Raw genomic sequence first — 23,469 nt, 5'->3', positions numbered from 1 at the left:
CACGGCTGCCGACCTCTGCCGCCGCCACCTCGCAGCTGCCTCCGAGCAGGAGTGACCCCCGCTAACCCGGTAAACCTTCCCGGTCAGAGCACTAGCCCTGCTTCCCCTTCTTCTCCTGGTAGGCGCGGATGGCCTGCTCCAGGGCGTCGAAGGCGGGCTTGCGCCGGCCGTCGTAGTACATCAGCCCGTAGTGCTGCGACTTACGGCTGGTCGCAGTCTCGGGCGCCACGTCCTGGTAGGAGAACCAGAACACGACATCCACCGAGGGGATCGCCGCCGCCGCGGTCACCGTGTCCTTGGCGATCTCGGCCTGCAGCCGGGGCGTGGCATGCGTGGTGTCCGGTGCAGACGGGGTGTCCGCCGCCTTACCGGGAGCCCACGTGGGCGCGCCGGTCTCGGTGAGCCAGATCGGCATGCCCCGCTCGCCGTACCGCGCGAGGACGGCGACGAGACTGTCCTTGGTGCGATCGATCTCCTCGAAACGGGTACCGGTCGCGGTCCTCGTACTGGGCAGCAGGGGAAACGTGTACGGGTGGTACGAGATGGCGTTCACCTGCTTCAGGGCCCCGAGCCGGCCCAGCTCCGCGAGGAACGTCTGATGGGACACGTACTGCCGCGACGGAATCGTGTCCACTGCGGCGAGCCCGCCGAGCAGCAGGTAGGCACGGGGGTCGGCGGAGCGGATGGCGGGAGCGGTCGCAGCCAGGAGCGCGGCGTAGCGGCCGGCGTCCGGGCCGGTCCGCCAGAACGGCTTGATGTTGGGCTCGTTCCAGATCTCCCAGGTGTGCACGCCCTTAGGTGCGTACCGCTCGGCGGCCTGCCGCGCGAACTCGGCGAACCGGCCGTCGTCGGCGGGCGGGCACGTCGGGCTCGTGCTCGCGCAGTTCGGGTCGGCGGCCCAGCCCGGGGTATAGGAAATCGTGGGCAGGACGTCCAGCCCGTGTGCGCGGGCCGCGTCCACCACACGGTCGAAGCGCTCCCACAGGTACTGGCTCGGAGAATCGGGCTGGATGGTTCGCCACGACAGGTCCACCCGCAACCAGCGGACGCCCAACTCCTCGGCGTCATCCATCGCCTTGGCCAGCTTCGCGTCCGTCGTCCAGGTCAAGGTGTCGCCGAAGGAGAGCCCGAACCTCAGATCCCGCCCGCGGACGCCCGCCGAGGCAGAGGCGGCCGAACCCGGCGCGGAGGCCGACGCTCCGATGCCATCGTCAGGCATACGGGACAGTGAGCCGCCCCCGGTCAGAGCCACCGCCCCGGCCACGGCACCACTGAGCACGACGACGGACACGACCGCGCCGAGGAGGCGTCGTCTTATCCCCGACCGGTCTGCGTAGAAACGCCGGCGGCCGGGGACGGGCGATACGGGCTGGTGAGACACCTGTGCAGCCTAACCTTCACGCTTGAGCGTCGAGCCCGGCGTCCGGGACGCGAGCGGCATGCGGAACGACTGGTGTCCCAGGGCAATCTGTTCGTGCGGCACACAGGGATTTTCCAAGGACTTCACCAGCGGCAAGCTCACCATCGAGCGCGTCTACCTGATCACCAGCCTGCTGCCCGGCGCGGTCACCGGCGCCCAGCTCGCCGACTGGATCAGAGGCCACAGCGGATCGCGGCTGCGCAGTGGGGTGTCCGGCGTGATCGGTGGGGTGGTGGGCTGCTGTCTACGGGTGGGCCCGGGTCGCGCCCACGGTTCCTGGGTGCAGGGTGTCGCTCGGCTTGGTATCTGGCTGTTCACGTCATGGGGTAGTAGCCGTAGGAGTGGTCGCTGGGGGTGTCGGACTGCGCTGGGTCGCCGGCTGCTGCGGAGTGGCCGGGGCTGGAGGGGCTGGTGGAGTCTGGGGTTTTGGCCAAGCGGCTGGAGGTGTAGGGGACGAGGGTGAGCAGGAGGGCCAGGCCGGTGGCCATGCCTGCGATACCGGATGCGGGCCAGCCGTGGCCCTGTTCGACCTGGCTTGTCCCCCACAGGAAGCTTCCCACCGCCGCCGCCAGGCTGCTCATGGCTGCCAGGAACCACCGGATCTCTTCGCGGTTGCCCGCCGGTTCCTGGGCGCCCTGGCCTGCTCGCCTCCTGCGTGGAAGTTCACCACTCGGCGATGGTGCAGCAGCCGCACCGGCAGTCTGAACTGCGCTTTCAGTGACCGGTGTGGAGCCGGGGGCGGTGACGGTTGCGGATGCTGCACCAGCTTTCCCCGGCTGCTCTGCGCACCGATACTGAACTTCCCGTTCCTGCTGGTAGGCGCTGATCTGGCGGCGCAGGAGTGACACCTCTTGCTGCAGGCCGCGGTGAGCCCGTGCCAGGTTCTCGCCCGAGCGTTCCTTGTCCGCGAGCTGGGTGTGGAGATCCTGGACGTAGGCCGATGCGGCCTTGAGCTGCCGCAGCAAGGTGGCGTTGTCCTGTTCGGCCTGTTCCCTTCCCGCCTCGGCCTGCTCCCGCGTGTCCTGGGCCAGGCTGAGCTGGTCGCAGACCGCGGTGAGTCTGCGCTGCAGCTGCTCGAAGCGGTTCAGCAGCCCGCGGTGCTCCTCCAGCACCGCAGCTCGCAGATGTTGCTGCACGTCGATCAGTTCTCGATCCAGGATCCTCTGGAGGCGCAACCCTTCCACGAGGACTTCCAGTTCCTTGACTGTTGCCTGCAGCTGATAGGTGTTGTTTCCGCTGCTGCGCAAGGCGGCGGTGCGCAGTGTCCGCAGTTCCTGCAGCTTGGCCGGCGCGATGGGGCGATTGCCGTTGATGCCGGCGTCCTGCTCGAGACAGCGCAGGAAGGCCTCGTCGGGGAGTCTCTTCCCCGACAGGTAGCGCGAGACGGTGCCGTGGTCGATCTTGACTCGGCTGGCGAACGCGCGCATGTTCCCGGGTCCGTACACGCTCAGGAACTCTTCCTTCAGCGCCTGCGCGAACGCCGTCTCCTCCTGCGTCTGCTCCCGTCCGGTGTTCTTGTCTGCAGCTCCGCTGTCTGGCTGTTTGTCCGGCATAGCACAATCGCCCCCCTTGAAAGTTGACCGATTGTACTTGGGATAGCACTGAGAGTGGGAGGCGGTGTGGTGCTCGACCGGCACCACCGCAGCCTCTGGTGCCTTTTGTGCTGCACCGCTGGTGCCTCTTCCGCCCCACTCACAGCCCTTGTGTCGTGGTCCGTGGACACCCCGACACAGGAGGAATCGTGGACGATATACGCCTTCGGCTCGCCGTAGCCCTGCTCGGCACGGCAGTTGCCGCCCTGATCGCCCAGGAGCATCCCGAGCTCATCCCGGTCCTGACGCTCGCCCTCACCGTGTGGGTGGTCCTGGCCGCCTTCCTGGAGCTGTAGGGCCCGGTGGTCGCAGTGGAGAGCAGACGATGCCCGCCGTCTCACAGTGCTCAGGTGCCGCGGGCTCCCCACGGTGTGGCCGGCCAGGACCGGTCCGGTTCCGGGGCGGTGGGCTGCACGGGGGCAGCTGGATGGCGGTAAGAACCCATCCAGCTGACCCGCTGCTCAGGGTCCTGGATGGGCCGCCACACGGGCGCTGACGGCCCGTCGCGCAGGAGGTCGACCAGAGGGGATGCCAGGATAGGAACGGCGCGCCGCAGACCGTGCAGGCCTGCGACTTCGGTGGTGCTGGCGTGCAGGGCGCGGATCCGTGCCTCGATGCCGGCGGGCCCGGTGCCGTCCAGGACGAACAGCAGCCGCGGGAAGCGCGCGTAGCGGCGCTTCCACGACTGCCCCGGCGGCGTCCCGGTGACCCGCAGCCGCGGCCGCCCGACGGGCGTAGGGACGTAGTCGTGCAGGCGGGCGTAGGCGGTCAGCTTCGCCGCCAGCCGCTCGGGTCCCATGGTGGCCCGGTCGACTTCCACGAACGCCCGCAGCATCGACCCACCCTCACCGCCGTCACCGCCGCGCCGGTAGTACAGCAGGCGTCGGGGATGACCGCCTCACCGTTACCGAGGGGGTGGTAGACCTCGGGAATCCAGTCCAGGGGCCGGCATACGTCTCCGCGCCGGCGGGCGTCCTGCACGAAGGCGAGGCCGGTCTCCGTCACTGTCAGCGTGTGCCCGACCCGCAGCCGGGCGGCGGTCCGGTCGGCAACCAGCCGCGGCGGCCGCCACTCCCGCAACTCCGGCCACTCCGACGCCACCTCCACCCCGTACTCGGTGGCAAACCACACCCGCGTCCGGCCCGCGCGCGGCAGGGTGATGCGGTCGACCAGGCCCTCCTCCCGCAGCTTCGCCAGCCGACGCCTCGTCTGCTCGATCCGCACCCCCGGCGCGATGACCAGATGCATCTGCTCGGTAGTGGCCATCCGGTACTGCGCCACCACCGCCAGCGCCAGCCGGTCCGCCCCGCCCGTATCCACGTTCACCATCGCCCGTGCCCTCCGTACGGTGCGGCACCGTCCCTCCGGCGCCGCGCGTACCACCCAGGCCAACAGCCACCCCCGACCACGATCCCGACCATCAAGACCCGACCAGCGTCACGAAGCGATAACCCCGCCCCCGACCACGCCCACAACCGATCCGAATGCCCCTCCGGCATCCCCACCCACAACTGACCGCCTTTCTCTGGCAGGTGACGACGTATCCGCTGCTCACCACGCCTTTCCGGCGTGGTCGCCAGCCCGACATCCCCCTCTGCACACCTCCACGCCCCTGCCAGACAAGAAAAAAGAAGGGAAGGGCGGGCGGGACGGGCCGGTGCGCCTCGGGGGATCGGGCGCCCTCTCCTCTCGTTGCGCGTCGGCGGGGCCTCCGCGCTCAAGTACCGGACGGGGCAGGCCAGTGACGGTTTCACCCGGGCAGGTCCCGCCGCTGGGAAACCAGCGATACCGTGGTCAGGCACGCCGTTTTGCGCATGGGGAGTCCTCGATGACCGAACAGCCGGCCCCCGCTGACCACGTCCGCCAGCAGCTGGAGCCCGCGGCCGCCGACGCGGTCCGCGCCTACGCCGCCCGCACCCGCGCGAACGCCGACCAGCTCGCTGCGGTCCTGGAGGACATCGCCGAGAACGGGCTGCCCTCGGTAGAGGACTGCACGCCGCGGGAAGAGCTGCGCGAAACCCACCTCGCCCGCCTCGCCAAGCAACGCCCGGCCGTCGCCTGATGCCCCCACAGCACGGCCCACGCCGCGCCCGCATCGCCTTCTCCGACACCGCCGCGAAGCAGCTGGAGAACATCACCACCGAAGCGGAAATCCACGCCCTGGACCGCACCCTGGTCGTCATCTCCGTCGACCCGGACGCCGGATCCCGACCACCGGGTCCCGACCAGAGTCACGATGCGATAACCCCGCCCCCGACCAGGCCCAAATCCCCGACCACAACCCCCACCGACAACCCCGCCCACAACCCACCGCGCCCTCAGGGCAGGTGGCGACGTTTCAGCAGGTCACCACGCGATCCGGCCGTGGTCGGGGTGCCCGACATCCCCCTCTGCACACCCCCGCGCCACTCCCAGACAGAAAAAAAGGAAGGGAAGGCGGGCGGGACGGGCGGGCGCGCCTCGGGGGATCGTGGCGCCTCTCTTCTCGTGCGAGTCGGCGGGACCTCCGCGCTCGAGCGACGGACGGGGCCGACGCGGCAACAAGGGGCAGGCCACAGGGCGCTACGTCGGCGACCATGAGCGAATGGGGGGTTGCACTGACACGGCAGCTGTAAGTCTTGATCTGTGACAGAGCGCTTCAGTTGGCGAGTTCGCTGTTGAGGTGTCGAGTTGAGCGCATCGTCCGGCCGGGGCGATGGGCCTGGCCCATGTCCTGTCCGATGGCGCAGACGTTTCCGGCTGAACCGTCAACATCGCGGGCCGAAACCCAGTCGAACGACAGGGCCCCCCGAACCTACGATGACACCTGTGCACCCGCCCTGGTTCGAGTTCGACGAACACGACAAGACCCCGGAGAACTGCGACCCGTCCCAGCGCGAGTTCCTGCGCCTGGTTCGAGAGGGAGCCCAGGAATGGCCTTGCCGGCCCAGCGACACCTACGTACTGTTCTTCCCCCGCGACGAACTCGATGAGGACGGCAACACCGCGGAGCACGACGAGATGCGTCTCGTGGTGGACCTCAGCCACCACCGAGTGCACTTCCTTGCACTCGGTGCCTCCCTGGAGGCGGACACCGTACGGTGCAGCGAACTGCACATCTGCAACCTCGCGTTGACGCAGGAGCGCCCGGACATCGTGCCGCGCGAGCGTACCGGACCGGTCGAGGACCTGGCGGCCTTCACTACCGACTGGCTCGGCGAGATCCTGCGCCGACCGGCGCTACGGTACGACGGCCGCCGATACTGACCGACGCGCCGCTCGCGTCTGGGTGACAGCGTGGCGCGTCGGGCGCGCGCTGTCGCCCGCGGCGGTGGCCATGTTCGGCACCGCGCCGGCGACAGCGGCAACGACCGACATGGTGGCCAGGGCTGTCGCAGCGCGCCGGGAGATACGGATACGTCGCTTGGTTGAGGACATGCTGATTCCTTGGGGTCGGACCGAGGTCTCCGCCGGCGCGTTGAACCTGCTGTGCGCTGCGCGTCCGGATGTTCTGCGGGACGCACGGATCGTGGGGGCTGTTCCTGACCCGGCGACTTCGTCGAGCCGGGCCCGCCGCCGTATGGATCTGAAGGCCCGGCTAGGGCAGGTGACCTCACGATCGGATCGGGGCCGGAGGTCAGGGACTGCACAAGTGCGGGGAGCGGGGAGTGACCGCGCCGGTGAGCCAGGGGCCGAAGAAACGCCCGCATGATCGACGTGTACCGAAGGTTCCCGGGCAGCCGGCCCTCAGGGCAGTTCCGGGTAGAGCGCTGTGACGCCTCCGGCCAGTCCGGCCTGGACCTGACGGCTGATGTCGTCCGCGAGGATCTCGTACGCGTCGGCGGCGATGCCGTCGACAGCGAGCCGGGCGACCTCGGCGGGGGCGGTCTTGGGTCCGGAGACCTCCCGGATCATGTCGGTGTCCATGGGCCCGACGTGCAGTCCGGCCACCCGGATGCCCTGCTCGGCGAGTTGCGCGCGCAGTGCGTTGGTGAGCGACCACTCGGCGGACTTGGCGGCGCAGTAGGCGCCGGACTGCGGGAAGCTGAACCAGCTCAGGACGGACAGGACGTTCAGGATGGTGCCGCCGCCGTTGGCCGCGATCTGGGGTGCGAAGGCGCGGACCACGGAGAGGGTGCCGAAGTAGTGGGTGTCCATCTCCAGGCGGACGTTGTCCAGGTCACCCGCGAGCAGGTCGGTGGTGGTCCCTATGCCGGCATTGTTGATCAGGACCGTCACGTCACCCGTGGCCTTGGCCGCATGCGCGACCGAGTCCGGGTCCGTGATGTCGAGCGCGATCGGCCGGACGCCCGGCAGGTCGACCTTGTCGGGGTTGCGGGCCCCGGCGTAGACGGTGGCGCCGCGGCTGAGCAGTTCGGCGGCGAGTGCGCGGCCGAGGCCGCGGTTGGCGCCGGTGACGAGGACGGTGCTGGTGGAGAGGTCCATGAGAAGTCCCTGGTGCGTTGAGTGGGGGGAAGGTCAGGCGGTCGGGTCGGTGCCCCTGGCGGCGTGCTGACTGATGCGCGTCGGCTGGTGACCGCCGACGGGGAAGATCTGGCAGCTGGTGGTGGCGTGGGCGAGCAGCCTCCCGTTGAGGTCGGTGATGGTGGCGGTGGCGTAGGCGGTGCGCCGGCCGATGTGGAGGGCGGTGCCTTCGCAGCGGATACGGCCGGTGTCGACGGTGACCGGGCGCAGGAAGGTGACGTTGACGCCCTGCGTGGTGTAGCCGGTTCCGGCTGGGAGGCTGCTGTAGACGGCGGCGCCCAGCGCGTTGTCGGCGAGGGTGGCAAGGACGCCGCCGTGGACGGTGCCCAGCGCGTTGTAGTGCCATTCCGCGGGGGTCATCTCGAACACGGTGCGGCCCGGTTCGACTTCGCCGAGCTCGATGGCGAGGGTCGCTGTGGCCGGAGGTGGCGGCAGCGTTCCCTTGCCGAAGCTCTGCAGCACCTCGAGGCCGCTCAGATGCTGGATGGCCTCGACGGAGGGACGGGGGTCCTGCCAGGTGTAGGCGCGGTGTCGGGGCGTGGGGCGCGTGTTCATGAGGCGGCGGCGGTGGTTGTGGGGGTGGGCATGGGTGTTCCGTTCTGGTGGGGGCGGTTGTGTACGGCGGTCAGGGCCGTCACGGCGGCGGCGAGGAACACGGCGGCGGTGACGGCCAGGCCGGCGTGTATTCCGGCGGTGAAGGCGCTCTCTATCGCCGCGCGGCCGGCGCTGGACAGAGGTCGGGTTCCGGTGCTCCCGGAGGCGACGGCCGCCTCGACGGGCGCTCGGGCGGCAGAGGGGACGTCGTGGGCGGCGAGCTCGTGCGGCAGGTCCGCGGTGACGCGGCTGGTGAACAGCGAGCCGAGCAGTGCGGTGCCCATGACCGCGCCGACCTGCCGTGCGGTGTTGACCGCGCCGGAGGCCATGCCCGCACGCTCGGGAGCCACACTGACCAGCGCGGCGGCTGTACTGGGCGCGATGACCAGGCCGCAGGCGGCCCCGAACAGGACGAACAGCGGCCATACCTGGCTGTAGGGGGTGTCCGGCCCGATCGTGGTCAGGCCCAGGACAGCGAGAGCGCAGAGCAGCAGGCCGAGCGTCAGGGGTGCCTTGAAGCCGGTACGGCGGATCACGCGGCCGGTGAGGTAGGCCGAGCCGACGTAGACGCCGAACAGCGGCAGCATCCGCCAGCTGGTGTCCAGTGCGTTCAGGTGCTGGACGTTGTTGTAGAACATCACGACGAGGACGGCCACGCCGGTGAAGCCGAACAGTGCCACCGCGGCAATGATCATCACGGCGCTGAACGAGCGCGAGGCGAACAGCCGCACATCGAGCATCGGCGCCGCGACCCGCAGCTCGACGACGACGAACGCCGCCACGCCGACCGCGGCCACGATGCAGGCGGTGATGACGGGGACGGCGGTGTATCCGTCCCGGCCGCCCTGGATGAGCGCGTAGACGAGACTCGCGATCGCGACGGTGCCGAGCAGGGCGCCGGGGATGTCGAGGCGCCCGCCGGGGCCCAGGGACTCCGTGGCGAACGGGACCGCGACCAGCAGGGTGATGACTCCGAGGACGGCGTTCGGGACGAACACCGCCTGCCAGCCGGAGCGGCCGAGCAGGACGCCGGCGAGCAGCGGGCCGATGGCCAGGCCGATGCCCGACGACGCCGCCCACACGGTGATCACCTCGGTCCGCCGGTGCGGATCGGTGAAGGTCGCGCCAAGGATCGCCAGGCTGTTGGGCAGGATCAGCGCACCGCCGACGCCCGAGACCAGCTGTGCGGCGATCACCATGGTGGTAGTGCCGGCGGACGCGGCCAGCAGACCTCCACCGATCATGACGACCACGCCGACACAGAACATCCGCTTACGGCCCCACAGGTTGCCCAACGTGCCGGCCGACAGCACCAGACTGGCCACGACCAGCGTGTACGCGCTCGGGATCCAGATGAGCGCGCTCGGGCTGACGTGCAGAGCGTCCCGGATCGCCGACAGCGCCGAGATCGTGGCGGTGACGAGCAGGAACGTCATCATCACGCCCAGGCACATCGCCACCAGCGTCAGCGTTTCCCTGCGCCGTGCGGACGTTTCCGGATCTGTGCCGGCCCTGCGGCCGCCTCCGCCAGTCGGCAGTCGGTCCGAAGCCGGCGCGGAGGTGCCAGCCGAGCGACTGCTGCGGACCCGGTCCGTGGTCATGGAGAATCCTTCATCGTTCGGCGAGGAAGTCGGGGACAACGGAACGAGCGCAGCCGTGCCGATCGTTCACCGTCCTCGCACGGTGAACCGCGTTCTTCTCTCACAGGGGAAAGGGCCACTGGGAGAAGCCGCCGTGACTGCGGCAAGAGACGAATTCCTCATTGCACCCAGTCACGACGTACAACGGGTGGCGCGTGGCCGGTTCAGCCCCTGTCGGGGTCAGTCGGCGGCCATGCGCGTGGCCGCTTGCGATGAAAGGATCTGCACCGCGTCGGCGGGGCGCATCATCACCATGAAGTCGGTGATCTTGCCGTCGTCGTCGAACTCGACGAAGTCGGCGCCGGACAGGCGTGCGTCGCCGACGCGGGTGCTGAACTCCAGAACGTAGCCCGTTCCGCTGCTGAAGTGCCTCAGGTAGGTGAAATCCTCCATGATGCCGAACACGACACGCAGGATCGCCGCCATCGTTTCTTTGCCCTGGTACGGCTCGTAATCCGCAGGAGAGCGGTACGTGACGTTCTCCGCGAGCAGTTGGGGGAGCCGGTCCCAGTCCAGCTCCGCGACGATGCGTCGCCACTCCGTGATTCCAGCCTGTGCCGCCTTGGGCGGCTGGGCCGTCTGCATGTGAGCCATGATGTCGATGTCTTTCACTTCGGGTTCGCTGCGGGTGGTCGACGTGCTTCTCGCCGGTTTCCGTACGGAGGGAGGCGACGCGAAGCGGGCGTCATCGCGAGTGGACGGCGTTTATGCCTGTTCGTTGATGAGGCCGGCGTAGTGGCCCAGGTTCCGCTCGATCTCCTCGAGGCCGACCTCGGCGATGGCCTTTCCCAGCTGCGGCACGCGCGCCTGGAATCCCGGCCAGTTGACCGATTCCGCGAACTCTGCCCAGGACGCACGCAGATCGGCGACCGGCGGCAGGGTCGACCGGTTGATCTGTGTCTTGGCACCCAGGACGGACTGCTTGTCGAACGAGGCGATGCGCGCTGCCACGCTGCTCACGAGGTCGTCGAGTTCGGCGTCGGCGACGGCCCGGGTCACCCATCCGTACCGTTCGGCTGTGTCGGCGTCGAAGTCCTGGCTGGTGAGGATCGCTTCGAGTGCGCGGTCCCGCCCGAGCAGCCGGGCCAGACGATCGCTGCCGCCACCGCCGGGGACGATGCCGATCGCGACCTCGGGCTGGCAGAAGAACGCCTCCTCGCGGCTGGCGTAGCGCAGGTCGAAGGCCAGGGTGATCTCGTCCCCGCCGCCCCGCGTGCGCCCGCGGATGGAAGCGATGCTGATGAACGGGGCACTGGTCAGGCTCGTGACCAGGTCGACCCACGTCGGCGTTCCGTCGGCGCTGTTCAGCGCCAGGAGTTCGGGCACTTGGCCGAGATCGGCGTGGTTGAAGAAGTATCCGGGCGTGCCGCTGTCGAAAATGACGACCTGGACCTGCTCGTCCCGGCTCAGCTCACCGACAACGTCGACCAGTTGAGTGACAGTGTCCGCGCCGACGACGTTCACCGGCGGATTCGAGAAGGTGACCTTGCGGATCTTCGGCGCCACTGTCTCGATACGGAACATGCTGTGCTGCGTCATGGTGTGCTCCAGTGCTGAAGTTCTGAAAGTGCTGCGGGGACGAACGGGCGAAGGAAGGAATCAGGGGGGCGTTGTCAAGGTGTTCGGGGAGGCTGTCGTCGGCGGCCTCTCGTGGATGGGGATGGCGGCGCGATGTACGTACGCCGGCGGGACGTTCGGCCACACCACCCGACTGCGCTCGACGGTGGAGAATCGCGCGCCCAGCTCGGCGGCGAACCGTCGGGCCGGCGGTGTCCACGCCGCATGCACGTACGCGAAGGTGCTGAACCGGCCGCTCGGGCCGAGTGCGCCGGCCGCCGCGTCGAGGATCCGGCGCTGCCGCTCGTGCGGCATGACGGTCCACGGCAGACCGGACACGATGACGTCGACCGGATACGGGACGAGCGTCGCCAGCTCCTCGGCGGAACCCTGGACCACCTCGACGGTGCTGCCCTGGTATCGGTCCGCGAGCCGGCGGGCGAACACCGTGTTCAGTTCGACCGCCACCAGCCGAGCCCCCGGAGCCAGCCGCCGCAGGATGGCCCCGGTGATCGCGCCAGTGCCGGGCCCCAGCTCCACGACGACTTCGGCGCGGTCCAGGCCGAGTCCGGAGGTCATGGCCTGAGCGAGGGTGGAGGAACTGGGAGCGATTGCACCGGTGAGTCGGGGGCGGCGCAGGAACTCCCGCATGATCGACATGCCCCGAACCTAGGTATCGGCTGTGTCGTCGGGCGTCCTCCCCAGCGCCCGACCGGTTCATCCACCAGGACGAACCAGCCCGCTCTCGTAGGCCACGACAACGGCCTGTATGCGATCACGGATATGCAGTTTGGTGAGAATCCGGGCTACGTGGGTCTTGACCGTGGTCTCGCCGAGGAACAGCTTCTCGGCGATCTCCACGTTGCTCAGCCCGCGACCGACCAGCCCCAGTACCTCCCGCTCGCGGTCGGTGAGTGTGTCGAGGCGTGCGTCGGTGAGCGGAGCGACGGCGCCTGTGACGTACCGGTCGACGAGCCGCCGCGCCACCGACGGGGCGATCATCGTGTCGCCGCGCAGCACACCGCGGACGGCTACGAGCATCTCGGCGGCCGAGGCGTCCTTGATGAGGAAGCCACTCGCTCCGGCACGCAGCGCCGCGTACGCGTACTCGTCGCGGTCACAGGCACTGAGCACCAGTACATGTGTCCCGGGCAGTTCGGCGCGGACCTGTGCGGTCGCCGAGATGCCGTCCAGACACGGCATCCGCACCCCCATGACGACGAGGTCCGGACGCAGCGCGAGTGCCCGCGCCACAGCTGTCTCGCCGTCCCCGGCCTCGCCGACGACCGTGAGGTCCGCCTGGCTGTCGACCACCCCGCGCAGGCCGGCCCGCATCAACTCCTGGGCGTCACAGATCAGTACGCCGGCTTTTGTCATGGCGCCCCGCCTCCTGACACGGCCACCCGCTCACGCGCACCGCTCCGCCTGTGTGTGGACACCGGATGGTCGGGGTTGCGGGTACCAGCGTGGACGGCCGTGCCAGGGCCGAACGGCTCGAGGGCGGTTGTCGGGCCAAGGCCCTGGTCGGCTTCGGTGGCGAAAACGGTGCTGGTGGACAGGCCCATGAAATCCTCCTGGTGCAAATGGGGTGCGTGAGAGGCGTGCTGGTGTGACCTAACGGCTTGCCGATCTTCTGTGCGGACCGGACGCGTGTACCGGGGGTCAGGTGATCTGGTCAGTTGTGTGGGCGGCCTGAGGGGGCCGGCCTCGCATGCGCGTCGCCGGTCGGACGGCGTTCTTCGAGCGCGGCCAGTGCGACGACGATCGCCGCGGCGACGACCGCCGCCAGGTACGCGGTGGCCGCCAGCGTGAGCATGCCTGCGATGACCAGAGCGGACAGGGCGAGCAGCCGTGACCAGTGCAGGTCGTCGAACAGGTTGGCCCCGTGCCAGGTCTGCGTGGCGATGAAGAGGGCCGGCCCGCCGAACAGCAGCAGGTTCGTGGTGAGGCCGACGTGCTCCATGGGGTGTGCGATGACGCGTTCATCGGCCACAGCGGCGGCGATCAACCCGGTGACGGAGGCCATGAGGCTGATGACGCCGCTGCGCCCGGCCCGCATCGGGTCTTCGGTCCGCTCGTAGTGGCGCACGACACGTTCGGAGCGACTGAAGAACAGCCAGAACAACGCGATCGTGCCGGTGAGCGCCACGCCTGCGGTCAGGAGGGTCATCGGCTCGTGCGGCGCCGCGGTGAGCGCGGTGCCGGTGGTCATCACCGTCTCGCCCAACGCGATGATCATAAACAGGCGGCCGCGTTCCAGCAGATGCCCGCCGGCGAAGCCGACCTGCCGGGACTCCAGCCTGCGGCCGGGCAACGGATGCGCCGTCCAGGTACCCGCCAACTCGACCAGGGTCGCCGCCGCCCACCACGCCAGCCGCGCGCCGTCGCCGACCGCCGCGCCGGTCAGCCACAGGGGTGCGGCCGCGATGAACCAGATCAGTACGCGAACGAAATGCTCCTGGTTGACCTCATCGAGGCCCACCCTGAGCAGCCAAACCGTCCGGCCGATATGAATCAGCAGGAAGGTGGCGACGAAGACCCACCCGGCATCGCTGAAGGCTCGTGGGATCGCGGCGTTCATGAACAGCCCGACGAGCATGACCGCCAGCAGCATCCGCCGGGTCCGCGGGTCCTCGGCCGGGACGAGGGTGACCGCCCACGTGGTGTACGCCCACGCCGCGTAGACCGCGAGGTAGAGCACGAGCGTCTGGGCCGCGCCGGTCCACGTCGGGTGCGCCAGCAGCTGATGCGACAGCTGCCCGATCGCGAAGACGTAGACCAGGTCGAAGAACAACTCCAGCGGCGTGACCTCCCGGCGCGCCGGATTACGGGTCAACTCCACGGGGTCTCCTCGGTTGCACGGTCTGAGAGCGATGTCTGGCAGTTGCCGGCCAGCCGCCGGCGGAACCGCTCACGGATATGTCGTCAGGGGAGGCGGGCCTGGGCCTTGGCCATGACCGGGGAGGCGTTGCGGTTTCCGGGCTGTCGGGCCTGGGGCGAGTGGTCAGTCGGCGAGGAAGGCCGTCACCTGGGCGGTGAAGTCCTTGGCGTGCTGGAAGAGGAAGGCGTGGCCGGCGTCGCTGTAGGCGACGAGGGTGGCGTTGGGAAGGTGCTGTACCGCGGTGTAGGCGGCCAGCGCGGGGATCATCACGTCCTGCATGCCGGTCGCGTACAGGAGGGGCTGCTGGATGCTCTCCAGGTCCGCTCGCACCTGCTCGAAGGGAATCGCCGCGTCTTTCCCGATCGCGGTGATCTGGCCCGTGGCCGCAGCCTCGGACACCTCGGGGACCCCGGTGGCCAGCCGGGTGGCCACCCTGGCGAGGTGGGCGTATCCGGCGGCGCGCCCGGTGTCCGTCTCCGGGAAGAACAGAAACACCAGGTCGTCTCCCGTGACCTCGGGCTTGGTCATGGTGGCGCGCACCTTCGGGTTCGGGTCCGGGGCGCCGGGCACCGTGCCGCCGGGGTTGGCGGCGGCCACGACCAGCCTGCGGACCAGGTCGGGCCGGGTGCGGGTGACGTGCTGGGCGACGGTGCCGCCCAGCGTCCAGCCGAGTAGGTCGACCTGCTTGAAGCCGAGGGCTTCGATGAACTCGACGGCGCCGTCGGCGAGTCCCGCGACAGAGTTGCGCGGGGTGCCGGTGGTGTAACCGGTGCCGATGTTGTCGAACACGATCACGTCGTGCTCGGCGGCCAGGTGGTCCAGGAGTTCCGGGTCCCACCAGTCGAGGGTTCCCCGGACCCGGTTCAGAAGGATTAGCGGGGTGCCGCCGGTCGGTCCGAGGCGCCGGTAGGTGAACGTCGCGGAGGGACCTTCGGCGGTGAGGTTCTCGGCTGCGTCTGCCAGGTAGGTGCTCATGGCGAGCTTCGCTTTCCTGTCGCTGTCGTCAGGTGGTGGCTGTGTGGGTGGTGGGGGTGTCAGGCGGCGGGCAGGCGGTTCAGCTTGCGCAGCTGTTGGTCGAACATGCGGGTGGGGACGATGCGCCGCATGGTGCGGACGCGTCCGGTGATGGCGCCGGCGGTGTAGCGCAGCTTGGGCTTGGCGTCGGTCGCGGCGGCGACGATCTCCTTGGCGACGACGGCGGGGTCGTCGCCGTCCTTGACCGCGCCGGCCATGTACTCCTCGAAGACGTGGCGCTGGTGGGCGTAGACGTCCAGGGGGCGGTCGGGACGCACGCTGGCCGCGTCGAACGCGGTGTTGGTCCAGGCGGGTTCGACGAGCAGGACCCGCACGCCGTACTCGCGGACCTCGTGGTCGACGGACTCCGAGTAGCCCTCGACGGCGTGCTTGGAGGCCGCGTAGGCGGCCATGTAGGGCTGCGGCATGAACCCGACGATGGACGAGATGTTGATGATGCGTCCGCTGCCCTGGGCGCGCATGTATGGCAGGACGGCGTTCGTCATGCGGATGACGCCGAAGACGTTGATGTCGAAGAGGCCCTGCGCCTGCGCGGCGGAGCTTTCCTCGGCGGCGCCCGCCGAACCGATGCCCGCGTTGTTGACCAGGACGTCGATCCGCCCGAACCGGTCCATGACCTCTGCGACCGCGGCGGTCACTGAGGTGTCGCTGGTCACGTCGAGGTCGAGGAAGGTCACGCCCTTGAGTGCACTGGCGTGCGCGGTGTTGCGGCTGGTGCCGACCACCTCGTAGCCCGCCGTGGCCAGCGCGAGGGCAGCCGCCTTCCCGATGCCGGAGGAAGCACCCGTCACGAGGGCTACCGGCCGTGTTGTCGTCATCTTGAACTCCTGATTCCGGGACCGGGGCGACCCCCGATCGGTATCACTAACGTATCAGTTAATTCAGAAGAAGCAACAAGAGAGCATCAATTAATAAGATAGCCGTAGCGTTCACGTATCCTCTACAGAGGGTCAAGACGTGAGCCGACGAGACAGGAGACAGACATGGGCCGAGCACTGCGGGCAGATGCCGAGCGCAGTGTGCGCGCGATCCTGGAGGCGGCCGAGCGAGTCCTCGCCCAGGACGTGAATGCTTCGATGGAGCAGATCGCCGAGGCCGCGGGGCTGACCAGGATCACGGTGCACCGGCGGTTCGCGAACAGGCAGGCACTCCTGGAGGCGCTCGCCGTATCCGCGAAGCAGCAGCTCATCGACGCCATCGAGGAGGCCCGCCCCGACGCCGCTCCCGCCCTCGTCGCCCTGTACCGGGTGACCGCGAATGTGCTGCGGGTCAAGAGCGCCTGGCGCTTCACCCTCAGCCACGCCACGGCTCACACCGAAGCGGCCGCCGCTCTCTGGGCCGAGATCAACGCCCACACTGTCAAGCTCTTGACCCGCGCACAACACGAGGGACTCCTCGCTCCGGACGCGGATCTGGAATGGACGGGGCAGGTGTACTACGCCCTGATGAGCGAAGCCCTCAACAGGCCCAGCGCCGACCAGGACCCTGCCGCGCAGGATCCGGACACGCTGGCCACACTCGTCATCGACACACTGCTGCACGGCGCCGGACCACACGACTGAGCCTGGCTGCTCGGCCGAGTGAGTTCGACGCCCCCGCCTCGCGGACACCCTCGCGGTCGTCCTGTTGCGCCTGCCCAATCTGCACTCATCGTTGTTCCGGCGTTCTTCGACCGGCCATGGGGCGTGCCGCATCCGTGCGGCGTGGTCGGCGTAGATCGTCGCCGAGCGCATACGGCACTTCGTCGACCTGCTGCTGGACCGCTCGGGACCTCGGCGAGAAGGTCGACGTCGGCCAGGGCGGCCGTGGTGGGCTTGTCTTTCGACTGGCCGACGGCAGAGCACGGCACGTCGAGGCCGCTCCCGGCGTGGCTGATCAGCCTGATGCGCCGCGGTCGGAGAAACAGCGGCGGGATGCCTGCCGGAGGTTCCTGCGGTGGCGGCTGCCTGCCACGGCAGTGGGACGCGCTCCTCAGACCGGCATACACGTGCGGGTGATGTGCCGCCTGCGATACATGCGGCGTTGAGACAGCGAGTTCTGCCTAACAACGGTGACTGGCCACTCGGTGAGCTCCGACTCGCCCTGAAGGAGTGCCCTGGGGCCGTACCAGGGGCTGATGCCGCAGCTGGCGTCGTACGGACCGGCGGGGCAGCGGGTCAGGGCAGCCACTGCCCGGAGCATGGCCGCGGCCGAGGGCCGCGTCGCGATCAGGCTGTCGAAGGGGCCAATGACGCGCACCGCACGGCCGCCGCGTCGACGACTTCCACCTCGCCGATGAGGCCACGCGATGGAGCCTCTCCAGCCATAGTCACACCGCTTCCCCGCCAAGAGCCCGTCGGATGAACTCCTCACGGGTCGCATTGGAGGCGCGCGAGACAGCCGCATGACCCACCGACATGTCGAATCCGTGGAAGGCTCCGCCCCACATGTGGAGATCAACGCTCACACCCGCCTCGGACAAGCGGCCGGCGTAGACCAGGATCTCGTCGCGGAACCCCTCGGCCGAGCCGGTGTCGATGTAGGTGCGCGGCAGCCGGCTGAGGTCCTCAGCACGGGCCGGCGCGGCGTACGGCGACACCTCCAGGCCGCCGCGCCGCTCGCCCAGGACGGAGGTCCACGCGTACAGGTTGCTGTGGCGGTCCCATACGCCTTCGCGGTCCACCATGCGACTGCTGTGCGTCTCGAAGCGATCGTCGAGCATGGGGCAGATCAGAACCTGGTGGCTGAGCCTGGGAAAGGCACGGTCGCGGGCGAGCAGCGCAGTCCCCGCCGCGAGACCGCCGCCGCCACTGACTCCGGCGATCAGAAGCCGCTCGGGGTCGATGCCGAGCTCGGCCGCGCTCTTCGCCATCCACACCAGCCCCGCGTAACAGTCCTCGACCGGCGCCGGATCGGGGTGATCCGGCGCCAGCCGGTACTCGACCGACACAACGACCGCACTCCCCTCGATCACATGAGGAAGGAGATGACCCACATGGTCCCGGCGTCCCCCCATGATCATCCCGCCACCGTGGAGGCTGAGGATGCCTCCCCTGGGGCCTCGGTCCTCGACGGGACTGAGAATCAGCACAGTGATGTCCGGCGCCCCCTCCGGCCCTGGTACCTGGCGCTCTTCCACCCGCACTCTGCCGCCCGCCGTGAGTGCCTCCGAATCCAAAGCGGGGGAACCCGCGGCGATCTGCCGCCGGAGCTCTGGCAGGGTCTCGTCCGACAGGGCCGGGAAAAGAGCTCCCCGCGCCTCCTCTACAGGCGCGAGCTCCGGGTCCAGCGGAGGCCGGGTGGTCAAGGCACCAAAGAGGTCTGCCGCTGTCCGGTCCGTCATCTGTTCGCTCCTTCGGAAACGACGGGGAGCGGCGGCGCTCACCGCCGGGTGAGGTACTCACTGGGCACGATGTGCGGGTTCGAGCCGATCAACTCGAGATGCGTCACCTGGTCGCGTCCCGCGATCCGTTTCAGTCGTCCAGGACGACGACGTGCTTGCCCGGCGTGGTGCCGGACTCAAGGTCGGCCTGGGCGTCACGGACCTGCTCCAGGCCGTAATAGACCTTCGCGACCGGGACGTTGAGGCGTCCTTCGGCGATGGCCTGGAGCTGGTGGGCGAGGACGTCGGCCGGGAGGTCGGCGGCCTCGCCCGCGTAGCTGGTCAGCCGCACCCCGCCCGGGATCATGAACGGGGAGAAGTCGGGGATGGTCCACTGGCCGGCCAGGGCTCCGGTGAAGCAGACCATGCCGTGCCGACGAACGGTGCGGAGGGTGTCAGCGAGGACCGAGCAGCCCACCAGCTCCAGTGCGGCGTCGACGCCGTGCGGCATCAGCTCGCGCACCTGGTCGGCGAGGGTTCCGTTGTCGACGAGGGGATAGTCGACGCCGACGGCCCGCAGTTCCCCGGCCCTCGCCTCGCTGCGGGTGGTGGACAGCACGGTGGCTCCGAGGTCCTTCGCGATCGTGGCCGCGCTCAGCCCGACCGTGGAGGTGCCGCCGCGGATCAGCAGCGTCTGGCCGGGCTTGAGGTCCAGGCCGGTGGCCAGCGATCCGTAGGCGGTCTGGAACATCTCCGGAAGCGCGCCGACCACGTCCCACGGCAGGGTGGTCTCGAACGGGATGACCTGCCCGGCGGGGACGGTCACGTAGTGGGCGTACGAGCCGTCGTACGAGCGACCCATGCCGCCCATCATCGTGGCCACCTGCTGTCCCGGCCGCAGCCCGCTGTCCTCGTCAGCCTCGTCGACCAGGCCGACGCCTTCGATGCCGGGGATGCGCGGGTAGGTGACCTCCGCGTCCGACTCGCCTTTGCGGGTGGTTACTTCGGACTCGTTGACGCCGAACGCCTTCACCTGGATCCGCACCCAGCCGGGCTTGCGGACGGGCACCGGAACATCCTTGATCTGAAGTGCGTCCGGGCCGCCGGGGCGGGTGACGACGACGGCCCGCATCGTCGCCGGTGCGGCGCCGCCCATTGCTTTTGGTCGGCTCATGTCGAGTACCTCACTCCGTGTTGTTCCGTATCGCCCGTCGGTCGTCAGGGGCGGTCGATGCCTTCCCACAGGTCGAGGACCTGCTGGTAGTGGGCGGTGCCCTCGAAGGGAGAGTCGCCGACGGTTTCCGAGGTCGGCTGGTCCGTGACGGCGGGCCACAGGCGGGAGTGCTCGCCGGTGGCGAAGTCGAGCACGATGTCGCGGATACGGGTGTCGCGCTCGGCCTGCTCCGCGCTGCGGCCCGGCTTTTCCTGGCCGACCAGGGCGTACATCTCGGTGCCGTGCACGGCGGGCGCACCCTCGGCGGGACCGATCATCAGGAGGTGGGCGTTGCCGCCGGCGTCGGCGTGGGCCAGGGCGCCGCGGGCGGCGGGGATCGCGAAGAGGTAGTCCGCCATGACCGCGGCGCGGACCTCGGCCGGGGTGCGGCCGCCCTGGTCGTAGGTGTCGACGATCTTCCGCGCGCGGGAGCGGGAAACGCGCCACCCCGCGACCTCGTCGACGACGCGGCCGACGGTGCCCGGGTCGAAGCGGTCGAGGTCGTTCGCCACCCACCAGCCCATGTCGTCGCTGGCCATGCTCAGCAGCACGTCCACGTCGCGGTGGGCGCCCGAGGCGAGGACGTCCAGGGGGTGGGCGTGCACCACCGCGCCGGGCTGCCCGATGTCCAGGACGACGCCGGTGGCCTTGTTGTCCACCCCGCCGCGGACTCCGAGGTCCGTCGGGAGGACCTTACGCAGGGCGTCCCGCAGGGAGAGCGGGTCGAGGTCGAGCACCTTCTCCGGGTTGTCCGCCACGCCGAGTTCGGTGACGAACAGGTGCGCGAGTTCCTCGGCCCACCAGGCCGGGACGGAGCGGGCCGGCCCGCCGGAGAACCCGGCCAGGCGCCGGTACAGGCCGTCGGCGGAGGAGGCGCCGAGCAGCCCGAAGGTGGAATAGGCGCCGCCGCTGTGACCGTAGACGGTGACGTTGTCGGGGTCGCCGCCGAAGTGGGCGATGTTCCGCTGGATCCAGGTGAGCGCGGCGATGATGTCCTGGAGGAAGAGGTTGCTGGCCTCGGCGAGCTTCCCGCCGTAGTGCGAGAGCGAGAGCGGGCCCAGGGCGCCGAGCCGGTAGTTGATAGACACGCCCACCACGCGCCCCGTCGCGGCGAGACCGGCGACGTTCGAGGTGATCTGGGTGTTGGCGCCGTACTCGAATCCGCCGCCGTGGATGTACACGGTCACCGGCAGCGCCTTCGAAGCCGGCTGCTCGGGGGCCCACACGTTCAGGTTCAGGCAGTCCTCCCCCATCCCGCTGTCCGCTTCGAGCCAGTCGCCGCTGTCGGGCTGGATCGAGACGACGCCCTTGCGGTCGTAGGGAAGGTTCGGGTCGAAGTCCGCGACCACGGGACGGCGGTACCGCTCGGCGGTGGCGTACGGGATTCCCCACCAGGACCGCACCCCTGGTGCAGTCGGAGCCTTGGGAGCGGAGGCGGTCATGACATGTCCTTCCAGCGCGTTGCGGATGCTTCGCGGGGTGAGTCGGCGGCTCGTCGCTCGCGGTGACGGCTCCCATCGTTTCCCGGGATCCGACAAAACGCCTGGCGTACAGCGGTCACCTGATGGTCAACAGGTGACACTTCCATGCTTGTCTTTCTCTCATGGCCCAGGCAGCCGAGGGGAGGTCCCCGTGGCCGGGTCTGCCATCGGCGGGCCCGGAGGAGCTTGGGAAGTCGGCCGAGCAGGTACGGCATGGGGCGGCGGCACTGGGGAGCTGCGGTCGAGGTCGGCGCGCAGCTCTACGGCAAACAGCTGGAGGGCGGGCTTTGCCAGCCGGGCTGAAAAGCCAGAGCGGTGCGCGACCTGGTGTTCGCCAGTCAACCGCAAGCCGGGCCCCGGCAAGGTGGTCGGCCCGCGGGTGGTCAGAGGGGGGTGCGCCAGCCGCCGAGCTCCACTCACGGGTGGGTCGGGGCCTCGCTGGCCGCGAAGGCGGCGGGGGTGAGGCCGGTGCGGTCGCGGAAGAAGCGGCCGAAGTTCGCGGGATCGGTGAAGCCAAGGTGGACCGCCACGGTCCGGGCGTCCCACCGCGCACCTCCCAGCAGGCGCCGGGCTTCGAGGAGGCGCCGCTCGTCGATGAGTTCACGTACCCCCTTTCCGGTGGCCTGCCGGGCCGTACGACTGAGGGTGCGGACCGAGCAGCCGAGCAGCTCGGCGTAGTCCGCGGCCTGGTGCAGCTCGCGGAAGTGCAGCTCCAGGGCGTCGAGGAAGCGTCCGTACCTGTCGGCTCGGCCGGTGCCGGCCGTGGCCGCGGCGGCGGGGACGATGCCCGGGGAGTTGGCCAGGCGCAGCAGCAGCGATTCGAGCAGACTGCGGCGCAGGGAGTGGTGGACGTCGAGGGGGCGGCGTCCCAGTGCGCGGTGTTCGTCCAGGAGTTGGAGTGCCGTCTGCTGGAGCCAGGCGGTGTCGTCGGGGCGGGGACTGAGCACCGCGGGGGCCTCGTGCGCGGTGAGCGGGGCCAGGAGACGGGCAAGGTCGGGCCGCAGCACGTCCGGTTCGAACAGGATGAAGGTGCCGCGGGCCGCACCGGGCGGATGCCAGCACTGCGCGTGCCCGGGACGCACCCACAGCCACTGGCCGGGGGTGACGGTCCGCGTGACGTGGTCGACGTCGTGCCGCAGCTCGCCCTCGGTGACGGCGATGAGGTAGTGGAAGGTGGCACGGCCCGGACGGGGTGGGTTCCACGGCCAGTCGTCGTCCTGGACGAAGAAATCCTCGACGGTACTCACTTCCAGGCCGTAGGGAGTACCGACCGGGGGCTTGAAACCGTACAGCGGAACCGCAGCCGGCCCGGCCTGCCCCCGGGACCCTGAGTGTCGCTTGCCGACCATCACGTGTCCGCACCTTACCCCCTGTGTGGTCGGCTTCGGCGGAAGGATGGGCCCTGCCACCGCGCCCGCCCGGTGCGCCCTCCCCCTCCTTCGATGCCACAGCCCGCCACCACCCGAGAAGAGCTCGTCACCCATGAACGGACCGACCCTGCACAAGACCGCCGCCGACTGCGCGGAAGAACTCCCCGGAGCCCAGCTAGAGCACCCCTTCGGTCCCGACTGGGAGGTCTACAAGGTGCGCGGCAAAGTGTTCATGCTGATGACCGAGGTCCCGGGGCGTCCCGTGGTGATCCTCAAGGCGGACCCCGACGAGGCGGACGCCCTGCGGGAGCAGTACAGCCACATCTCACCCGGCTACCACATGAACAAGAAGCACTGGATCACCCTGGAGGGCGGGGAAGACGTCGACAAAGAGCTCGTCAGGGAGCTCGTCACCGACTCCTACCGGCTCGTCGTCGCTCATCTGCCCAAGGCCGAACGGCCCGTCGACCCGAACACCTACGGCACCGGAACGCAGCCGGCCCGGTGAGCGCGGCCGGCGACCGGCTCCAGGACACCGCCCGCCGGGCGGCCCTTGCCCTCCCCGAAGTCAGTCACGGATACCCCTTCACCCCGGGACTCGACGTGTACAAGGTCGCGAGCAAGGTGTTCCTGATCGTCACCGACGACCCGGACGAGCAGATCATCACGGTCAAGTGCGAACCCGAACACGCCCGCGCTCACGTACGCGCCTACGCCTCGATCACACCGGGCCGCTACCTCGACAAACGCCACTGGATCTCCCTCGGGGCAGGCCCCGGCATCACCGAGCAACTGGTCACCGACGCGGTCGAGGACTCCTACCACCTGGCCGTCGAGCGGCTGCCGCGACGGGACCGCCCCGGGGCTCGATGAGTTCCGCGAGCCTCCCCACGAGCGGCTGAGCCGACGCCTGAACTGAGT

At 69.5% G+C, this 23,469-nt stretch carries 24 protein-coding genes; 6 read left to right on the top strand and 18 right to left on the bottom strand.

The window, feature by feature from the left end; translation table 11 throughout:
* Positions 1–91: 91 nt before the first annotated feature.
* Entirely contained in the window at positions 92–1,219 is a 1,128-nt protein-coding gene (locus ACIRVK_RS38495; protein WP_404255622.1) for a cellulase family glycosylhydrolase, read from the bottom strand.
* A 515-nt stretch (positions 1,220–1,734) separates the two neighbouring features.
* Positions 1,735–2,973, bottom strand: coding sequence for a hypothetical protein (locus ACIRVK_RS38490; protein WP_404255620.1), 1,239 nt, complete (start codon positions 2,971–2,973; stop codon positions 1,735–1,737).
* Between the two features lie 188 nt (positions 2,974–3,161).
* On the opposite strand from ACIRVK_RS38490, the gene ACIRVK_RS38485 reads away from it, so the two are divergent.
* Positions 3,162–3,308 carry a hypothetical protein gene (locus ACIRVK_RS38485; RefSeq protein WP_404255618.1) on the top strand — a complete coding sequence of 49 codons (147 nt, stop codon included), beginning with the start codon at positions 3,162–3,164 and terminating at the stop codon, positions 3,306–3,308.
* Between the two features lie 50 nt (positions 3,309–3,358).
* Here ACIRVK_RS38485 and ACIRVK_RS38480 read toward each other — a convergent pair whose 3' ends face one another.
* The gene (locus ACIRVK_RS38480) at positions 3,359–3,811 is read right to left on the bottom strand and encodes a hypothetical protein (protein WP_404255616.1); all 453 of its coding nucleotides are present in this window, start codon (positions 3,809–3,811) and stop codon (positions 3,359–3,361) included.
* Positions 3,781–4,341: a replication-relaxation family protein gene (locus ACIRVK_RS38475; RefSeq protein WP_404255614.1), complete on the bottom strand. Its 561-nt coding sequence runs from the start codon at positions 4,339–4,341 to the stop codon at positions 3,781–3,783. The genes ACIRVK_RS38480 and ACIRVK_RS38475 overlap by 31 nt, the downstream gene beginning before the upstream one ends.
* Positions 4,342–4,840: 499 nt before the next feature.
* On the opposite strand from ACIRVK_RS38475, the gene ACIRVK_RS38470 reads away from it, so the two are divergent.
* On the top strand, positions 4,841–5,074 hold the full coding sequence (locus ACIRVK_RS38470; protein WP_404255612.1) for a hypothetical protein: 234 nt from the start codon (positions 4,841–4,843) through the stop codon (positions 5,072–5,074).
* A 746-nt stretch (positions 5,075–5,820) separates the two neighbouring features.
* A complete protein-coding gene (locus tag ACIRVK_RS38465) occupies positions 5,821–6,258 on the top strand; it encodes a hypothetical protein (protein WP_404255610.1) in 438 nt (145 codons plus the stop codon).
* Positions 6,259–6,738: 480 nt separating this feature from the next.
* Here ACIRVK_RS38465 and ACIRVK_RS38460 read toward each other — a convergent pair whose 3' ends face one another.
* The 10 genes from ACIRVK_RS38460 to ACIRVK_RS38415 form a co-directional block, all read right to left on the bottom strand.
* Positions 6,739–7,437, bottom strand: coding sequence for an SDR family oxidoreductase (locus ACIRVK_RS38460; protein ID WP_404255608.1), 699 nt, complete (start codon positions 7,435–7,437; stop codon positions 6,739–6,741).
* Positions 7,438–7,470: 33 nt separating this feature from the next.
* Positions 7,471–8,031 carry a PaaI family thioesterase gene (locus ACIRVK_RS38455; protein WP_404255606.1) on the bottom strand — a complete coding sequence of 187 codons (561 nt, stop codon included), beginning with the start codon at positions 8,029–8,031 and terminating at the stop codon, positions 7,471–7,473.
* On the bottom strand, positions 8,028–9,524 hold the full coding sequence (locus ACIRVK_RS38450; protein ID WP_404255624.1) for an MFS transporter: 1,497 nt from the start codon (positions 9,522–9,524) through the stop codon (positions 8,028–8,030). The genes ACIRVK_RS38455 and ACIRVK_RS38450 overlap by 4 nt, the downstream gene beginning before the upstream one ends.
* 366 nt (positions 9,525–9,890) lie before the next feature.
* Complete coding sequence (locus ACIRVK_RS38445) at positions 9,891–10,322, bottom strand: nuclear transport factor 2 family protein (protein ID WP_404255604.1); 432 nt, start codon at positions 10,320–10,322, stop codon at positions 9,891–9,893.
* A 93-nt stretch (positions 10,323–10,415) separates the two neighbouring features.
* Positions 10,416–11,249, bottom strand: coding sequence for an enoyl-CoA hydratase/isomerase family protein (locus ACIRVK_RS38440; protein ID WP_404255602.1), 834 nt, complete (start codon positions 11,247–11,249; stop codon positions 10,416–10,418).
* Positions 11,250–11,309: 60 nt separating this feature from the next.
* A complete protein-coding gene (locus ACIRVK_RS38435) occupies positions 11,310–11,927 on the bottom strand; it encodes a class I SAM-dependent methyltransferase (RefSeq protein ID WP_404255600.1) in 618 nt (205 codons plus the stop codon).
* Positions 11,928–11,984: 57 nt separating this feature from the next.
* On the bottom strand, positions 11,985–12,644 hold the full coding sequence (locus tag ACIRVK_RS38430) for a response regulator (protein WP_404255598.1): 660 nt from the start codon (positions 12,642–12,644) through the stop codon (positions 11,985–11,987).
* Between the two features lie 298 nt (positions 12,645–12,942).
* Entirely contained in the window at positions 12,943–14,109 is a 1,167-nt protein-coding gene (locus ACIRVK_RS38425; RefSeq protein WP_404255596.1) for a low temperature requirement protein A, read from the bottom strand.
* A 162-nt stretch (positions 14,110–14,271) separates the two neighbouring features.
* Positions 14,272–15,123, bottom strand: a complete 852-nt coding sequence (locus ACIRVK_RS38420) for an alpha/beta fold hydrolase (RefSeq protein ID WP_404255594.1) — start codon at positions 15,121–15,123, stop codon at positions 14,272–14,274.
* A 59-nt stretch (positions 15,124–15,182) separates the two neighbouring features.
* Positions 15,183–16,001 carry an oxidoreductase gene (locus tag ACIRVK_RS38415; RefSeq protein ID WP_404255592.1) on the bottom strand — a complete coding sequence of 273 codons (819 nt, stop codon included), beginning with the start codon at positions 15,999–16,001 and terminating at the stop codon, positions 15,183–15,185.
* Between the two features lie 165 nt (positions 16,002–16,166).
* Here ACIRVK_RS38415 and ACIRVK_RS38410 point away from each other — a divergent pair, with 165 nt between their 5' ends.
* Positions 16,167–16,745 carry a TetR/AcrR family transcriptional regulator gene (locus ACIRVK_RS38410; protein WP_404255590.1) on the top strand — a complete coding sequence of 193 codons (579 nt, stop codon included), beginning with the start codon at positions 16,167–16,169 and terminating at the stop codon, positions 16,743–16,745.
* A 746-nt stretch (positions 16,746–17,491) separates the two neighbouring features.
* Here the strand turns inward: ACIRVK_RS38410 and ACIRVK_RS38405 are convergent.
* The 4 genes from ACIRVK_RS38405 to ACIRVK_RS38390 all read right to left on the bottom strand — a co-directional run bounded on the left by ACIRVK_RS38405 (position 17,492) and on the right by ACIRVK_RS38390 (position 22,425).
* Positions 17,492–18,505 (bottom strand): alpha/beta hydrolase fold domain-containing protein, encoded by a 1,014-nt coding sequence (locus tag ACIRVK_RS38405; protein WP_404255588.1) that lies wholly within the window; start codon positions 18,503–18,505, stop codon positions 17,492–17,494.
* 130 nt (positions 18,506–18,635) lie between these two features.
* Positions 18,636–19,658 carry an alcohol dehydrogenase catalytic domain-containing protein gene (locus tag ACIRVK_RS38400; protein ID WP_404255586.1) on the bottom strand — a complete coding sequence of 341 codons (1,023 nt, stop codon included), beginning with the start codon at positions 19,656–19,658 and terminating at the stop codon, positions 18,636–18,638.
* Positions 19,659–19,702: 44 nt separating this feature from the next.
* A complete protein-coding gene (locus ACIRVK_RS38395; protein WP_404255584.1) occupies positions 19,703–21,139 on the bottom strand; it encodes a carboxylesterase family protein in 1,437 nt (478 codons plus the stop codon).
* A gap of 455 nt (positions 21,140–21,594) precedes the next feature.
* Positions 21,595–22,425 (bottom strand): helix-turn-helix domain-containing protein, encoded by an 831-nt coding sequence (locus ACIRVK_RS38390; protein WP_404255582.1) that lies wholly within the window; start codon positions 22,423–22,425, stop codon positions 21,595–21,597.
* Between the two features lie 235 nt (positions 22,426–22,660).
* Between ACIRVK_RS38390 and ACIRVK_RS38385 the strand changes: the two genes are divergently transcribed.
* Both ACIRVK_RS38385 and ACIRVK_RS38380 read left to right on the top strand, forming a co-directional pair.
* A complete protein-coding gene (locus ACIRVK_RS38385) occupies positions 22,661–23,056 on the top strand; it encodes an MmcQ/YjbR family DNA-binding protein (RefSeq protein ID WP_404255580.1) in 396 nt (131 codons plus the stop codon).
* Positions 23,053–23,421, top strand: coding sequence for an MmcQ/YjbR family DNA-binding protein (locus ACIRVK_RS38380; RefSeq protein ID WP_404255578.1), 369 nt, complete (start codon positions 23,053–23,055; stop codon positions 23,419–23,421). The genes ACIRVK_RS38385 and ACIRVK_RS38380 overlap by 4 nt, the downstream gene beginning before the upstream one ends.
* The last annotated feature ends 48 nt before the right edge of the window (positions 23,422–23,469 follow it).

This window comes from Streptomyces sp. NPDC101152 (assembly GCF_044768275.1).
Classification (GTDB): Bacteria; Actinomycetota; Actinomycetes; order Streptomycetales; family Streptomycetaceae; genus Streptomyces.
Note: the sequence above shows the minus strand (reverse complement) of the source record. Positions and strands in the feature narration are given on the sequence as shown.